The 15,836-nt window shown below is 57.9% G+C and carries 16 protein-coding genes and 1 pseudogene; 6 read left to right on the top strand and 11 right to left on the bottom strand.

The window, feature by feature from the left end:
- The first annotated feature begins 32 nt into the window (after positions 1 to 32).
- Genes aroB through aroQ form a run of 6 tightly spaced genes read left to right on the top strand, consistent with a single transcriptional unit; the run spans position 33 to position 6,204 of the window.
- Complete coding sequence (aroB, locus tag RT018_RS00345; protein ID WP_312938532.1) at positions 33 to 1,106, top strand: 3-dehydroquinate synthase; 1,074 nt, start codon at positions 33 to 35, stop codon at positions 1,104 to 1,106.
- 1 nt (position 1,107) lies between these two features.
- Positions 1,108 to 2,331, top strand: coding sequence for a 3-phosphoshikimate 1-carboxyvinyltransferase (locus RT018_RS00340; RefSeq protein ID WP_312938531.1), 1,224 nt, complete (start codon positions 1,108 to 1,110; stop codon positions 2,329 to 2,331).
- A complete protein-coding gene (aroC, locus tag RT018_RS00335; RefSeq protein ID WP_312938530.1) occupies positions 2,321 to 3,400 on the top strand; it encodes a chorismate synthase in 1,080 nt (359 codons plus the stop codon). Before RT018_RS00340 ends, aroC begins: the two co-directional genes overlap by 11 nt.
- Positions 3,401 to 3,416: 16 nt before the next feature.
- Positions 3,417 to 4,553, top strand: coding sequence for a prephenate dehydratase domain-containing protein (locus RT018_RS00330; protein WP_312938529.1), 1,137 nt, complete (start codon positions 3,417 to 3,419; stop codon positions 4,551 to 4,553).
- 3 nt (positions 4,554 to 4,556) lie between these two features.
- Positions 4,557 to 5,852 carry a shikimate kinase gene (locus RT018_RS00325; protein WP_312938528.1) on the top strand — a complete coding sequence of 432 codons (1,296 nt, stop codon included), beginning with the start codon at positions 4,557 to 4,559 and terminating at the stop codon, positions 5,850 to 5,852.
- Entirely contained in the window at positions 5,779 to 6,204 is a 426-nt protein-coding gene (aroQ, locus tag RT018_RS00320; RefSeq protein ID WP_312938527.1) for a type II 3-dehydroquinate dehydratase, read from the top strand. Before RT018_RS00325 ends, aroQ begins: the two co-directional genes overlap by 74 nt.
- 96 nt (positions 6,205 to 6,300) lie before the next feature.
- Here aroQ and RT018_RS00315 read toward each other — a convergent pair whose 3' ends face one another.
- From RT018_RS00315 to RT018_RS00265, 11 genes and pseudogenes are all read right to left on the bottom strand, one after another.
- On the bottom strand, positions 6,301 to 7,884 hold the full coding sequence (locus tag RT018_RS00315) for an ATP-binding protein (RefSeq protein WP_312938526.1): 1,584 nt from the start codon (positions 7,882 to 7,884) through the stop codon (positions 6,301 to 6,303).
- Positions 7,885 to 7,888: 4 nt separating this feature from the next.
- Complete coding sequence (locus tag RT018_RS00310) at positions 7,889 to 8,572, bottom strand: response regulator transcription factor (RefSeq protein WP_312938525.1); 684 nt, start codon at positions 8,570 to 8,572, stop codon at positions 7,889 to 7,891.
- Between the two features lie 3 nt (positions 8,573 to 8,575).
- Positions 8,576 to 9,238: a phosphate signaling complex protein PhoU gene (phoU, locus tag RT018_RS00305; protein WP_312938524.1), complete on the bottom strand. Its 663-nt coding sequence runs from the start codon at positions 9,236 to 9,238 to the stop codon at positions 8,576 to 8,578.
- Positions 9,238 to 9,987 (bottom strand): phosphate ABC transporter ATP-binding protein PstB, encoded by a 750-nt coding sequence (pstB, locus tag RT018_RS00300; RefSeq protein WP_312938523.1) that lies wholly within the window; start codon positions 9,985 to 9,987, stop codon positions 9,238 to 9,240. The genes phoU and pstB overlap by 1 nt, the downstream gene beginning before the upstream one ends.
- Positions 9,988 to 9,992: 5 nt before the next feature.
- Positions 9,993 to 10,901 (bottom strand): phosphate ABC transporter permease PstA, encoded by a 909-nt coding sequence (gene pstA / locus RT018_RS00295; RefSeq protein WP_312938522.1) that lies wholly within the window; start codon positions 10,899 to 10,901, stop codon positions 9,993 to 9,995.
- Positions 10,898 to 11,761, bottom strand: a complete 864-nt coding sequence (gene pstC / locus RT018_RS00290) for a phosphate ABC transporter permease subunit PstC (protein ID WP_312938521.1) — start codon at positions 11,759 to 11,761, stop codon at positions 10,898 to 10,900. The genes pstA and pstC overlap by 4 nt, the downstream gene beginning before the upstream one ends.
- Entirely contained in the window at positions 11,758 to 12,660 is a 903-nt protein-coding gene (locus RT018_RS00285; protein ID WP_312938520.1) for a substrate-binding domain-containing protein, read from the bottom strand. The genes pstC and RT018_RS00285 overlap by 4 nt, the downstream gene beginning before the upstream one ends.
- Before the next feature lie 277 nt (positions 12,661 to 12,937).
- The gene (locus tag RT018_RS00280) at positions 12,938 to 14,629 is read right to left on the bottom strand and encodes an FAD-dependent oxidoreductase (protein WP_312938519.1); all 1,692 of its coding nucleotides are present in this window, start codon (positions 14,627 to 14,629) and stop codon (positions 12,938 to 12,940) included.
- 4 nt (positions 14,630 to 14,633) lie between these two features.
- Positions 14,634 to 14,954: a rhodanese-like domain-containing protein gene (locus tag RT018_RS00275; RefSeq protein ID WP_312938518.1), complete on the bottom strand. Its 321-nt coding sequence runs from the start codon at positions 14,952 to 14,954 to the stop codon at positions 14,634 to 14,636.
- A gap of 12 nt (positions 14,955 to 14,966) precedes the next feature.
- Positions 14,967 to 15,272 (bottom strand): thioredoxin, encoded by a 306-nt coding sequence (gene trxA / locus RT018_RS00270; protein WP_312938517.1) that lies wholly within the window; start codon positions 15,270 to 15,272, stop codon positions 14,967 to 14,969.
- Between the two features lie 189 nt (positions 15,273 to 15,461).
- Positions 15,462 to 15,836 (bottom strand): annotated as a pseudogene (locus tag RT018_RS00265) (hypothetical protein); the annotation flags it as partial.

Here is a 15,836-nt window from a genome sequence, read left to right as displayed (position 1 = left end):
GTGTGGAACCGCCCATCCCTTGGGAGGACACTATGGAATCCACAATTCAAACCATTTTGGTAAACACCAAGCCAAAATACACCGTGTCTATCGGCCCGGGTCTTCTGGCCCAATGCGGCGAGCTGGCCGCGTGGGCGCTGACCCCCTGCCGTGCCGCCATTGTCACGGACAGCACCGTGGCAAAACTCTACCTACCACGGGTAAAGGAAAGTCTTGAGGCGGCTGGCTTCTCCGTCTGCGCCCACGTTTTCCCCGCTGGAGAGGAGCACAAAAACCTCTCCACTCTCTCTGAAATTCTGGAATTTCTGGCGGGAGAGCAGCTCACACGCAGCGACTGCGTAGTGGCTCTCGGCGGCGGTGTGTGCGGCGACATGGCGGGCTTTGCCGCCGGGTGCTATCTCCGAGGCGTGAAATTTATTCAGCTCCCCACCACTCTTCTTTCCGCGGTGGATTCCTCCGTGGGAGGCAAAACCGCCGTGGATCTGCGCCATGGGAAAAATCTGGCGGGACTGTTTCTCCAGCCCACCGCCGTGGTGTGCGATACCGAATGCCTGCAAACCCTTTCTCCCACCGATATGGCGGACGGGGCGGCGGAGGCAATTAAAACCGGCGTGCTCTCCGGCGAGGCGCTTTTCAGCCTGACCGACACAGAGAATTTTTCTGGCAATTTGAAAGAAATCATCACCCGCTGCGTGGCATTTAAAGCCACCGTGGTCGAGCAAGACGAGCTGGACAACGGCGTGCGCCGGACGCTGAATCTGGGACATACGGCTGGGCACGCCATCGAAAGCTGCAGTGAGTACGGCATTCGCCACGGTCACGCCGTGGCGGCAGGCCTTGCCATCATCGCCCGGGCTTCCGAGGCCCTTGGCTGGGCAGAGGAACCCTGCGCGGCGCGCATCTGCGCCGCGTTACGGCGCAATAATCTGCCCACCGGGACGGACTATTCCCCCGCCGCACTGGCCCGGGCGGCTCTTGCGGACAAAAAGCGCCGGGGTGGACAGATTTCTCTGGTCATCCCTAAGAAAATTGGAAAATGCGAGATGAACTCCGTTCCGGTGGAGGAACTCGAATCTATTTTCGCCGCCGGATGGGAGGATCGCTGAAATGGATATGCGCATCAATCCAGCCCTTCTTCGCGGCAAGGTTACGCCGCCCCCCAGCAAATCTATGGCCCACCGCTTGCTGATTTCCGCCGCTCTGGCAGAGGGAACCAGCGTGATTCACAACGTGGCCCTGTCTCAGGACATTGAGGCAACTCTCCGCTGCGTGGAGGCTCTGGGCTGCTCTTGGGACCAGACGGAACCCGCCTGTATCCGCATTCACGGTCGTAGCGCGATTGCCCCTACCGATGATATCCCCCACTTTGATTGTGGGGAGTCCGGTTCCACCCTCCGCTTCTTCATTCCCATTGCACTTGCAATGACTGGATGCGGCACATTTACCGGAAGAGGACGGCTGATGGAGCGGCCCCAAACGCCTTATTTTGACCTGTTTGACGAAAAGGGCATTGCGCACTCCATGGAAAATGGCGTGCTAACGGTACGGGGAACCCTGAAAAGTGGAGAATACCGCCTTCCGGGCGACGTGTCCAGCCAATTTTTCACAGGGTTGCTGTTTGCCCTGCCCCTGCTGAAAGAAGACAGTGTGATTGTCTCCTCCACAGAACCGGAATCCGCAGATTATATTGCCATGACAGTGGAGGCGCTGCGCGCCGCGGGAATCCGCGTACTCAGCCAGCCCGCCCAGCGGCGTTGGACGGTCTCCTCCGGACGGTTTCACTCATTTAACGCCACGGTGGAGGCCGACTGGTCGCAGGCCGCCTTCTGGTATGCCGCAAACGTCTTGGGCAGTACCCTGCGGCTTGAGGGGCTGGACCCCAAATCCTCTCAGGGCGACCGGGTGGCGGCGGAATACGCCGCTCAGCTTTCCCAGCCCGGCGATGTGGAGATCGACGTGTCGGGTTGTCCCGATCTGGTGCCGCCGCTGGCAGTGATGGCGGCGGCACGGCAGGGAATCTGCCGGTTTACCAACGCCGCCCGGCTTCGCCTGAAGGAAAGCGACCGTCTGAAAACCACCGCCGCCATGCTCCGCGCCCTTGGGGGCAGCGCCGAGGAAGCGGCGGACAGTCTCACGGTTCGCGGCGTTTCCCGCCTTTCCGGCGGCACGGTGGACGGAGCGGGCGATCATCGCATCGTCATGGCGGCAGCCATCGCCGCCACACGCTGCGCCGGTTCTGTCACGATTCTGGGAGCGGAGGCGGTAAACAAATCCTACCCCTCATTTTTTGAGGACTATTTGGCGCTGGGAGGTGACGCACATGTCGTCTGAATTTGGAAACCGTCTGCATGTGAGTATCTTCGGCCAGTCCCACGGAAAAGCAATCGGCGTGGTGGCAGACGGTCTTCCCGCCGGAGAGCGGGTGGACCTAGAGGAGCTTGCCCGCTTTCTGGCTCGGAGACGGCCCGGGCAAAACGCCCTTTCCACCTCCCGGAAGGAGACGGATGCGCCCGAATTTCTCTCCGGCCTTCAGGACGGCGTAACCTGCGGTTCCCCTCTTTGCGCGGTGATTCGGAATCAGGATCAGCACTCCTCGGACTATGCCGCTCTTGCGGATACGCCCCGCCCCGGCCATGCGGACTATACCGCATGGGTCAAATGGGCCGGTCAAGCGGATATGCGGGGCGGGGGCCACTTTTCCGGCCGTCTCACCGCGCCTTTGTGCATCGTAGGCGGCATTGCAAAGCAAATTTTGGCCCGACGTGGCATCTATGTTGGGGCGCATCTTTTCTCTGTGGAGGGAGAAACGGACGTTTCCTTCCCGCTTTTGCCCGCTCCGGCCCTGTTTGAAGAAATTGCCGCCAAGCCCTTCCCCGCGCTGGACGACGCACGTGGTCAGCGGATGCAGGGGGCCATTATGGCCACCGCGCAGGAGGGGGACTCGGTTGGCGGCGTGGTGGAATGCGCCGCCGTGGGCCTGCCCGCCGGACTGGGTGAGCCAATGTTCGACGGAATGGAAAGCCGCCTTGCGTCGGTACTGTTCGGCATTCCCGCCGTGAAGGGCGTGGAATTTGGCGCGGGGTTTGAGGCGGCGACTCTCCGGGGCAGCGTGAATAACGACCCCTTCTGTATCCATGACGGGCGGGTGGAAACCACCCGCAACCGCGCTGGCGGGATTTTGGGCGGCATCACTAGCGGGATGCCTTTGACACTGCGGGCGGCATTTAAGCCCACTCCTTCCATTTCAAAGCCCCAGCAGACGGTGCACCTTGGCCGGATGGAGGATACGGAACTGGTAGTTTCCGGACGGCACGACCCCTGCGTGGCCCACCGGGCCGTCCCAGTGGTGGAGGCCGCCGTGGCCACGGTGCTTCTGGACATTCTTTTAGAGCAAAAATAATAAGGAGGCCTTTCTTATGGAACTTTCAGAAATTCGCGGACAGATCGACTCGGTGGACCAAGAGCTGCTCAAGCTCTTTCTCCAGCGTATGGAGCTTGCCGAACACGTGGCCACCGCAAAAAACGAGCAGGGCCTGCCTATCTCCAACCGCGCGCGGGAGCGGGAAATTCTTGCCCGGGTGACGGCAGAGGCGGGAGACAAAGAGCGCTACGCCCATCAGCTTTTTACCACGTTGTTTCACCTCTCCTGCGCCCGGCAGGCGGAACTGCTCAGTGCGCCCACGCAGGTGACGGCGCAGGTGCGCGCCTCCCTCGCGGCGGGAGCCGAGGTCTTCCCCCAGACGGGCCTTGTGGCCTGTCAGGGCATGGAGGGCGCCAACTCTCAAGCTGCCTGCGACCGTCTGCTGCCCCGGGGCACCATTGTCTATGTAAAGAGCTTTGAAGCAGTGGTTTCCGCCGTAGAATCCGGTCTGTGCCGATTTGGCGTGCTGCCTATTGAAAACAGCTCCAACGGCTCCGTCCGTGTGGTGTATGATTTGCTGCAGCGCCGTCGGCTGTCCATCGTGCGCAGCACCCGGCTGTGCATTCGGCACGAGCTGCTGGGTCTTCCCGGTGCAAAGGCCGATGAATTGACAGAAATCTATTCTCACCCCCAAGCCATTGGCCAGTGCGGCCATTTTCTGGAGAGTCTTTCGGGTGTGCGGGTCATCCCCTGTGACAACACGGCCACCGCCGCTAAGCTGGTGGCGGAGCGGAAGGACCCTCATGTGGCGGCCCTGTCCTCTCACGCCTGCGCCGAGCTGTATGGTCTGAGCGTATTGAACGGAGACGTGCAGGACAGCGACAATAATTACACCCGCTTCATCTGCATTACCAAGGAACCCGCCATTTACGCCGGGGCCGACCGCATCAGCCTGATTATTGCCTGTGAGAACAAGTCCGGCGCGCTGTACGACATTCTCTCCAAACCGGCCGCTCTTGGCGTCAACATGACAAAGCTGGAAAGCTGCCCAGTGACGGGCCGGAACTTTGAGTTTATCTTTTTCATTGAGCTGGAGGCCTCGGTCAAGGACCCGGTGGTGCTCCCCATGCTGGAGGAGATTGAGCGAAGCTGCCAAAGCTTCCACTTCCTTGGCAACTATTCGGAAGTATAAGCTATGTCCGAGAGGATTTACGGCTTACTTGGCCGGACGCTGGGCCATAGCTGGTCCGTCCCCATCCATGCGGCAGCGGGAAACGATGCTTACCGCCTGATCGAGCTGGAACCCCGCGAGCTGCCATGCTTTCTCTCCCGGCCCGACATCGGCGGGCTGAACATCACCATCCCCTACAAGCGAGACGTGATGTCCTTGTGCGACGTGATCGACCCCGCCGCCCGGGACATTGGCAGCGTAAACACCATTGTCCGCCGTGATGGAAAGCTGTACGCCTGGAACACGGACATCATCGGCTTTTTATACATGGCGGACCTTGCGGAGGTGGATCTGAAAGACCGTAAGGTGGTCATCCTCGGCAACGGGGGCACTTCCCTCACCGCGCAGGCCGCCGCCCGGGCCGCCGGTGCGCGGGAGATTGCGGTCATCACCCGGAGCGGGCCAGACAACTATGAAACGCTCAGCCGCCACGCCGATGGGGAGATCGTGGTAAACACTACGCCGGTTGGGATGTATCCCAGCAACAGCGAAGCCGCGGTGGACCTCACGTGCTTTCCCGCCTGCCAGGGCGTGCTGGATGTGGTATACAACCCCCGCAGGACCGCCTTGCTGCTGCAAGCAGAGGCGCTGGGCCTTCCTTGCTCCGACGGGCTACCCATGCTGGTGGCGCAGGCCATGGCGGCGGAGGAGCTTTTCTTCAACCGGAGCATTGATTCCGCCGAAACACGACGGATTCTGGCCTTGCTGCGCCAGAAGATGGAGAACATTGTCCTGATCGGGATGCCGGGCTGCGGTAAGTCCACCGTGGGCGCAGCGCTGGCGGAGTTGACAGGACGGGAAGCGGTGGATTTGGACGCGGAAATTATAAAGGGCGCCGTGAAATCCATTCCTACCATTTTTGCCGAGGACGGGGAGCCAGCCTTTCGGGCGTTGGAGCGGGATGCGGCGGCGCGCTTTGGCGCCAAAAGCGGGAAAATCATTATCTGCGGCGGCGGCATCGTGAAAGATGCAGAAAACTACGGGTTTCTCCGCCAGAACGGCCGCATTTATCAGCTTTATCGGGCCATTGAAGCGCTGCCCACGGCGGGCCGTCCCCTGTCACAGGGCGCGGATCTCGCCGCCATGGCGGCGGAGCGGGAGCCGCTGTACCACCGGTTCCGAGACGTAGGCATTGACAATAACGGCAGTGCGGCGGACACCGCCGCCGCCATTTGGAGGGATTTTTGTGCGGATTCTGATTCTCAACGGACCGAACCTGAACATGCTGGGCGTGAGGGAACCGGAGATTTACGGTCATGAAACCTACGATGACCTTTGCTCCATGCTGCAAAAGGAGGCGGACGCCTTGGGCGTTTCGCTGGAATTTTGTCAGTCCAACCACGAGGGGGCGCTGGTAGACGCCATCCAGCGGGCCTATGGCGTAATGAATGGCATTGTCATCAACCCCGCTGCCTATACCCACACCAGCGTGGCACTGCTGGATGCTGTAAAGGCCGTTGGCCTTCCCACGGTGGAGGTTCACATTTCCGACACCGACACGCGGGAGCCATTTCGCGCCACTTCCTATATTCGCTCCGCTTGCGTCAAAACAATCAAGGGCCGGGGCCTGCGGGGCTACGCGGACGCCCTGCACTATCTCTGCGAAAAATAACGCCGCAGGAACGGTCCTTATGCTCAGAAATGCCCGCCGGGCAAAACATATAAACATCGTGCGGACAGCAAACGTTGTCCGCACGATGTTTATCGCTCAGGCTTTTTTAAATAAACAGGTAAAGGACGTTCCCTTGCCCTCTTGACTTTCCACCACCACATGGCCCCCGTGCAGCTCTGCCACATGCTTGACAATGGAAAGCCCCAGCCCCGTACCGCCGGTCTTTTTAGAACGGGACTTATCCACCCGGTAAAAGCGCTCAAATATCCGGTCCAGATGCTCTTCTGAGATCCCAATGCCCGTGTCTCGGACGCACAGGCGCACAGCCTGCGCATCCTCGGACAACTCCACCGTCACGCTGCCGCCCTCCTGGTTATATTTAATGGCGTTGTCCACCAGATTGTACATAAGCTCGTCCGTCATGCGGAGATTGGCGGTGACGGACAAATGCGGATCCCCCAACAGCTTCACCGTTACGCTTCGCTCCGCGGCTTTTTCTCCCAGACTGTCGATCACCGCCTCCGCCGCGGTGTAAAGATTAAAGCGGGTAAATTCCCGGGGGACGCCCTCCTCGTCAAACTCGGACAGGCGGATAATGTCTTCAATCATATCGATTAGGCGCCGGGCCTGCTTTTGAATTTTTCCCGCAAAGGGACGCACGTCGGCGTCCTTTGCCGTGCCGTTGGCAATCAGCTCGGATAGGGCGGCAATGGCGGTGAGAGGCGTTTTCAGTTCATGGGATACGTTGGCGGAAAACTCTTTGCGCTGGCGCTCGGAGGCATAGCGTTCGGTCACGTCGATAAACAGCACCACCACGCCGTCAAGGTCTCCTCCGTCCAGAACGGGGTTGAAAAACACACTGTAAAACCGTCCGTCCAGCTGCAGGGAGGTTTCCCCCTTCTCTCCCGCCAGACAGGCACTTGCCCGCTCCAGGAAAGCCACATCCCGGCAAAGTTCAATCAGATGTTTGCGAACCGCGTCCCGCACGCCGAGGATCCGCAGGGCGCTATCGTTTGCCAGCAGCACACGGCCTTCCCTGTTCAGCAGTAGCAGCCCCTCCCGCATGTTTCCGGTGATGGCTGTAATGGTGGCCGCGCGGCTTTCAATCTCCGCAAGCTGGAGCGACAGCTCCTTTTTCTGAGTCTCGATTTTTTCCAATAGCGGCAGAAGCTCATCATAGCCGGAAAGGTCCGGCGCGTCCAGATCAAGGTTATTGATGGGAGCCACCAACCTTCTGGTCAGTCTTCTTGCCACCACAAAGGAAAGGCACGCAGCCAGAATCAGACACAGCAGGACCACCGGAATAAACCGAAAAAGTAAAACGGCCAAGCTGTCCGTGGTCAGGGCCAGACGCAGAACATTACCACCCTCCAGCCGCATGGCGTAGTAATAGGTTTTCTTGTCCAGTGTATCCGAAAGCCGCTCGTCCTCTCCCCTGCCCGTTTGAAGGGCCGCGGCCACTTCCGGGCGATTTAAGTGAGATTCCATGGTCTCCGGGTCGGCCATGTTGTCAAACAGCACCGTCCCGCTTGGGTCGATGACGGAGACGCGAAGGGTTTGCAGCCCCTCCTTCATCTGAGTGCCAAACTGGCTGGTGAGAATTGTCCCCCAAAGGGCGGCAAAGACCACCACCGTCAGGAGGATTAACAGGCCCATATAGCGGAATATCCGTTTGTTCATTGCCTCACACCCCGAGCTTGTATCCGACGTTGCGAACCGTTTTGATGTGCTCTCCCGCTGGGCCCAGTTTTTGCCGCAGAGATTTGACGTGCACATCCACCGTCCGACTCTCGCCCTTATAATCATAGCCCCACACTGCATCCATCAACCTGTCCCGGCTTAAAACCAACCCCGCGTTCAAAAGCAGATAGCGCAGCAGTTCAAATTCCAGAAAGGTCAGGGCCACACTCTCCCCGTCTGCCGTGACGGTGTGGCGCTCGTTGTCCATGGTGAGATTTTCATAGGTCAGCAGGCCCTTTTCCCTTACGGCGGAAGCGGCCCTGCGCAAAACCGCGTGAATGCGGGCAATCAGTTCAGTGACGCCAAAGGGCTTAGCGATATAGTCGTCTGCGCCGAAATTGAGGCCCCGCACTTTGTCCGCCTCGCCGCTTTTCGCGGTGAGCATAATGACGGGGATGCATTCAAACCGGGGCTGGTCCCTCAGCTTTTTCAAAATGGAAAGTCCGTCCTCCCCGGGAAGCATGATGTCCAGCAGAATCATGTCCGGAAGGGAGGTGCCAGCCAAAAGCGCCTCCCAAAAGCCGTCTCCGTCCTCAAAGCCAGTGCAGGCAAAGCCCGCGTTTTCCAGCGCGTAGGCCGTCAACTCACGGATATCCTCATCATCCTCCACAAGAAAGACCGTTTGCATGGTTTAACCTTCCGTTCCCGCGGCTTCCTCGTGCTTCCCCGTGATGGAAAACACCACCCATTCCGCGATATTTGTGGCATGGTCGCCGATGCGCTCCAGATATTTCGCAATCATCAGCAAATCAATGGCCTGACTGCCATTGGAACTGTCGGCGCTCATAAGCTTAATCAAGTCGCCCTTCACCGCGTCGAACAGCCGATCCACCACGTCGTCATCGGCAATCACTTTATTTGCAAGCTCCAAATCCTTCTTTACAAAGGCGTCGATGCTCTCCGTGACCATTTTGGCGGTGGCCGTCGCCATCTGAGGAATGTGCTCCGGCGTTTTGACATGGGGCGCCTGCGTAAGAAAGATAGAAATTTCCGCGATGTCCGCCGCCTGATCGCCGATCCGCTCCATGTCCGTAATCATCTTGAGCGCCGCCGAAATCAGCCGCAGGTCCTTTGCCACCGGCTGCTGCTGAAGCAGCAGCTTGAGGCACATGGCTTCAATGTCTTTTTCTTGTTGGTCGATCTCCGTATCGGCCGCAATCGCCTTTTTTGCAAGGACCGTGTCCTGCTTTCTCAGTGCCTCAATCGAGGCGGCAATGGCGGTTTCCACCTGCATGCCCATCTCAATAAGCATAGTGTTGAGGGTTTCCAGCTGTCGGTCAAACCTGCTGCGCATTACCCAAACCTCCCCGTAATGTAGTCTTCGCACCTCTGGTCCTTTGGCATGGAGAACACCTGCTCGGTTTCACCGAATTCAATCAGCTCGCCCAGCAGAAAAAAGGCCGTCTTGTCGGAGATGCGGGTAGCCTGCTGCATATTGTGGGTGACAATCACCACGGTATACTTCTTCTTCAGATCCGCCATCAGCTCCTCGATTTTCGAGGTGGAGATGGGGTCCAGCGCGGAGGTGGGCTCGTCCATCAGCAACACCTCCAGCTCCACTGCCAGCGCCCGGGCGATGCACAACCGCTGCTGCTGCCCGCCGGAGAGGGACAGGGCACTTTTTTTCAGCCGGTCCTTTGTCTCCTCCCAGATGGCCGCGTCCCGCAAGGCCTTTTCCACGATGCCGTCCAGCTTCAGCCGGGAGGTCACGCCGTGGGTCCGGGGGCCGAAGGCAATGTTGTCGTAAATGCTCATAGGAAAGGGGTTGGGCTTTTGAAACACCATGCCCACCCGCCGGCGCAGGCGGTTCACGTCCTGCGTCGCATTGAGATCTTCGCCGTCAAGCAGCAACTTGCCCGTAATATGGCAGCCCTCCACCAGATCATTCATGCGGTTGAGGCACTTGAGCAGCGTGGATTTTCCGCAGCCGGAGGGACCAATAAATGCTGTAATCTCCTTCTCCTCGATGTCCATGCTGACACCGTGGAGCGCTTTAAAGTCATTATACCATAACTGCACGTCTTCCAGTTGAAATTTCACCATGTTTCTCACCCCTTTGCGATTCTTTTTGCCAGCGCGGCTGACAGTGCGTTGATGCCCACCACCAGCACCAGCAGAACCACTGCCGTGGCATAGGCCTGCCCGGTATAGAGCCCCTCGCTGGAAAGTGCGTACATATGGATTGCCAGTGTCCGTCCGGAGGCCAGAAGGCTGCCAGGAATCTGGGCCACGGTGCCCGCCGTATAAATAAGGGCGGCGGTTTCACCCACGATGCGGCCCATTGCAAGAATTACCCCCGCCAGAATTCCCGGCGCCGCGGCGGGCAGCACGATTCTAAACACCGTACGCAACCGCCCGGCCCCAAGGCCGAAGGAACCCTCCCGGTATGTGTCCGGCACGGCCTTCAGGCTTTCCTCTGCCGTGCGCATAATGAGAGGCAGAATCATGATGGAGAGCGTGAAGGTGCCTGCCAGCAGCGAATACCCCCAGCCAAGCCACGACACGAAAAACAAAGAGCCAAACAGGCCATATACGATGGACGGAATGCCAGAGAGCGTCTCTGCTGTCACCCGCACCAACCGCACCAGACGGCTGCCCCGCTTTGCGTATTCCACCAGATAAATGGCGGTGAACAGCCCCAGTGGCGCGGCAATCAGCAGGGAGAGAAGCACCATAAACACCGTTGTAATCAGCGCAGGCAGAAGGGAAACGTTTTCCGTGTTATATTCCAGCGCGAACAGCGACGGACGTAAATACGGAATGCCGTTTACCAGAATGTGCCCAATAAGAAACAGCAGCGCGCCAAAGGTAAACAGGGCCGCCAGCCACGGAAAAAAGCGCAAAACAGCGTCCTCAATTCTGCGGGGAAGTTTACGGGTGAAAGCAGCACTGCGGCGGACAACTCGGCGAAGCGGGGAACCGACCTTGAAAAAGAGGTTGATGAACGTATTGTTCATGTTTCACCCCTCCCCCGCAGCGCCGAAAACGACAGGTTAATCAAAAGTATGAAGACAAACAGAACCACGCCGGTGGCAATCAGCGATTCCCGGTGTAATCCCTCGGCATAGCCCATTTCAATGACGATGTTGGCGGTCAGGGTTCGGACGCCCTTTAGAAGCCCCGCGGGCATCCGCGCCTGATTGCCTGCCACCATGATGACCGCCATGGTTTCGCCGATGGCACGGCCGATGCCCAGCACCACTCCCGCCAGCACGCCGGATTTTGCGGCGGGCAGCAGTACGCGGAACACCGCCCGCCGATGGTTAGCCCCCAGGGCCACAGCTCCGTCATACAGCTCCTCCGGCACGGCGCGGATGGCGCTCTCCGTAATGCTGATAACCGTGGGCAGAATCATCAGCCCCAGCAGCACGGAGGCAGCGAGAATGCTGCTGCCGTTCCCACCGAACAGTTCCCGCACCAATGGAACAATGGTCACAAGACCAAAAAAGCCGTAAATCACGGACGGAATTCCCGCCAGCAGGTCCACTGACGGTTTTAAAAATCTGTAAAGCGGTCTGGGGCAGATTCTGGCCATAAACACGGCAGTAAAAATCCCGACGGGCACGCCGATGGCAACAGCCCCCGCCGTAACGTAAATGCTTCCCAAAATCATTGGGAGAATGCCGAAGACGGGGGGAGTGTCGCCAGGCGACCACTCCCTCCCCAATAGAAACTCCGGCAGGCCAATTTTTCCAATGGCCGGGACTCCGCCCGCGAACAAAAACACACAGATCAGCGCCACAGCCAGAATGCTGGTCAGAGCCGACACCATGAATACCGCCCGCATAAGGCTTTCCCTCAAACGCTGCCCTCTCATTTTACGTTATCCCAGGAGGTGGTTTCTCCGGTGAAGATGCTCTGCACCTGCGCGCTGGTCAAGTCGTCGGCAGGATTCTCCTGGTTTACAACCACAGCGATGCCGTCCAGCGCGATGGGAATCCCCGTCAGCTTCTCCGCCTCGGCGGGCTTCAGTTCGCGGCTGGCCATACCGATGTCGCACACGCCTTCCATAGCCGCGGTCATTCCGGCGGTGGAATCGGTCATCTGCACCTCAATCTCCGCACCCGAATTGATGGCAAGATAGGCTTCCTTCAGCTTTTCCATCACCGGCGTGACGGAGGAGGAACCGGCCACGGTGATCTTGCCGGTGGGTTTTGTCCCCGCATAGGCAGACGCGTTTGCATCCACGGCAATATAACTGCCGGAAACTACTTGCTGGCCCTCAGCGGAGAGAACGAAGTCAATAAAGTCCTTGGCAAGTCCAGTGGCTTCTCCGTTTATTGCGATGTTAAAGGGCCTTGCAATGGCATACGTGCCGTTTTTCACATTTTCGGCGCTGGCCTTCACTCCATCGATGGACAGGGCCTTTACCGTATCATTCAATGACCCCAGTGAAATGTAGCCGATGGCGGCGGGATCACCCGCCACATTCCCCAGCATCACGTCGGTCTTGTTGGCAACGACGGCTTCCTTGGTGGTCATATCCTTTTTGGTACCATCTTCCCCCTTCACCTCAATGCCGAAAAGCTCGATAAACGCGCCTCTGGTTCCGCTGCCGTCCTCCCTCGAGACCACGGTGATTTCACCGAGAGATTTTCCCGCGTTGTCCTTGGCGGACGTGTTGCCGCCGCTGGCGCTCGGGGTCTGTCCACCGCAACCCGCAAGGCTGACTGCCGCCAGGGCCGCCGCAAGAAACATGGTAATTGTTCTTTTCATCTGTCTTTCCTCCATATTGCGTATTCTTGATTGGTATTCTTTGTGAGTACAGCCTAAGCATACATAGCCGGAGTTAAAAACAAATGCAGCACTGTGTAAAAACTATGTAAAACCCCGCTTTCTTCCAAATCAGAAAGCAGTTCGCCCATATTTGGTTTTGGGGATTGCACGGACCTCCCGGTCGGGGATTTTTGCAGGGCAACCATTGCCGGTTTATGCGCTGCATGTCTGGCGAAAAAAACAGCCCGCCCCGAAATCGGGGCGGGCTGCTGTTTTATTATTTTTCCATTCCGCAGGGAGTCGCTTTATGAGCCGCGGCACGGTCGCCGGTAACGGCGCCATACAGCCGGTAGCCACCCGAAAAATTGTAACAGTCATATCCGTTCTGGCTCAGGATGCGGTATGCCAGATAGCTCCTGAGTCCGGTCTGGCACATGATGTACACAGGCTTTCCGGCAGGAAGCGCTTCCATCCGCTCACGCAGCTCATCCACGGGAAGGTTGATAAACCCCTCCGCATGCCCCTCGGCGTATTCTTCCGCCGTCCTTGTGTCAAGCCGGGTCACGCTGCCGTCTCTGGGAAGGGCGTCCACCTCATTCCAGTGGAATTGCTTCACCGCACCCTTTGCAAGGTTTTCGACCATAAAGCCCACCATGTTCACCGGGTCCTTGGCGGAGGAATAGGGCGGCGCATAGGCAAGATCCAGATCTTTTAATTGCAGGGCCGTCAATCCCGCGTGCATGGCCGTGGCCAGCACGTCGATGCGCTTGTCAACGCCGTCACAGCCCACAATCTGCGCACCCAAGAGCCGATAGGTCCCCTTTTCAAACACCACCTTCACGGTCATCACCGTGCCACCGGGGTAATACCCCGCATGGTTAAGGGGGGAGAGTATCACCCTGTCGCAGTCAATTCCAGCCCTTGTTGCCGTCCGTTCATTGATTCCGGTGGCAGCCACCGTCAAGTCAAACAGCTTGAGGACAGAGGAGCCCTGCGCGCCCAAATACCGGCTGTCTCCTCCACAGATATTATCCGCCGCGATGCGGCCCTGCTTATTGGCGGGCCCCGCCAGAGAAATCACCGCGTGTTCTCCCGTGATGTACTGCTTTACCTGCACCGCGTCCCCCACGGCGTAAATATCCGGGGCAGAAGTCTCCATCCGGTCGTTTACGGCAATGCTACCCTTCAGTCCCAGCTCCAATCCCGCGTCCTTTGCAAGGCGGGTGTCCGGGGTCACACCGATGGCCAGCACTACCATGTCGGCATGAAGCGGTTCCTCCCCCTTCAGCAGAACGTTGACACCGCCGTCCGATTCAGAAAAACCCTCCACGGAATGCCCCAGCAGCAGACGCACACCTTTTTCCCGAAGCTCGGCGTGGAGAAACGCAGCCATCTCTTCGTCCAGCGGATTGAGAATCTGCTTTGGCCGCTGGACAAGGGTCACGTCCATTCCCAGCTCCCGCAGATTTTCCGCCAACTCCAGACTGATAAAGCCGCCCCCGCAGAGAATGACCGATTTGGGAACCTCCTTCTCCACAAATTCCCGGATACCAAGGGTATCCTCCACGGTGCGCAGGGTAAACAGCTTGTGTAGTCCCACGCCGGGAAGCTCCGGCTGGGTGGGCTTTGCGCCAGGGGCCAGAAGCAGTTTATCGTAGGATTCCTCAAACTCCTCTCCGCTTTCCAGCTTGCGGACCGTGACGGTTTTGCGTTCCGGATGAATTGCAGTTACCTCATGGCGCACCCGCATATCCACCCGAAAACGCGCCAAAAAGCTTTCAGGGGTTTGCAGCGTCAGTTCCTCTGGGTCTTCAATGATTCCGCCCACGTAGTAGGGCAAGCCGCAATTGGCATAGGACACGAAGCCGGACCGCTCAAACACCACAATTTCGGCCTGCTCATCCAAACGGCGGATGCGGGCCGCCGCCGTGGCTCCGCCCGCCACGCCGCCGATGATTATAACTTTCATGTGTTTACCGCTCCACCGTTCCCCGGTAGCCGCTGATGCCCCCGATATTGGTGAGATTCGCATAGCCCATCCGCTGGAGGGCGGGAATTGCCTGACGGCTCCGCGCCCCGCTGAGACAATATACAAACAACGGTGTTTCATGGTCTTTCACTTCCCGCGTCGTCATACGCAGTTGGTCCAACGGGATATTTTTGCTGCCGGGAATGCGGCCCCCGGCATATTCCTCCCGGGTCCGTACATCCAAGAGAACTGCGTTGGGTGTGGAATGAAACTGCTGTATACCGGTGTTAATATCCGGTATTTTTAAAAAATCAAAAAGTCCCATATTGTTTCTCCTTTATAGCATGGAAAGAATCTGGCTCTTGGGTCGGGCGCCGATCATCTGATTGACCACCTTGCCCTCCTTCATCATTACTAACGTGGGAATGCTCATAATCTGGAAGGCAGAGGCCAGCTCCTGCTGCTCATCTATGTTGATTTTTCCAATCTTCAAGTCGTCGCGCTCGTTTGCAATTTGGTCCACAATGGGACTTACCATGCGGCAGGGGCCGCACCAGGTGGCCCAGAAGTCCAACAGAACGGGCTTATCGCTTTGAACAACCTCTTGGTGGAAGTTATTTTTCGTAATATTCATGACTGACATAATTGTTTCCCCCTATGTTTTTTATTATGTGGCTATCATAGCAGGTTCCCATCTTCCTTTCAGTGATTTAATCACTTTCCGTAACAGGCCCCAACTGGCGCTTGTTTAAAGCTGCCAATAAAACCGGGCGGCATCCTCTTGGATACCGCCCGGTTCTTTTTTCGCTCCCACACTTTTAAGCGTTAAAAATTAGTACTTTCCATGACTTCCTGCACCAATCAGTGAAAAGCCGCCTTCAACACCGCTATTTTTCTGCTGCAAAACGTGTTTTTCCCGTCTGTCCATAGCAACGGGGCCATGTTCTGATTTTATCTCATGCGTGTATTCCATCGTTTCGGCCAACTTAAATTTGGATACAGCCTCCGCCAAAGCTTGGGCCTGCGCAGCAAGCTCTTCGCTGGAAGCAGAGCTTTCTTCTGCGGTTGCCGCGTTGGTTTGTACAACGGAGGATACCTGTGTCAATCCCTGATTGATTTGTTCAATGGCGCCCACCTGCTCGATGGATCCATGCTCAATTTTTTGAACCGATTTGACCACCAATGCGGTTTTTTCCGAAACGTCAAC

It is taken from the genome of Oscillibacter sp., from assembly GCF_032060045.1.
GTDB lineage: Bacteria > Bacillota > Clostridia > Oscillospirales > Oscillospiraceae > Oscillibacter.
This window is presented reverse-complemented; position numbering and strand designations above follow the sequence as displayed.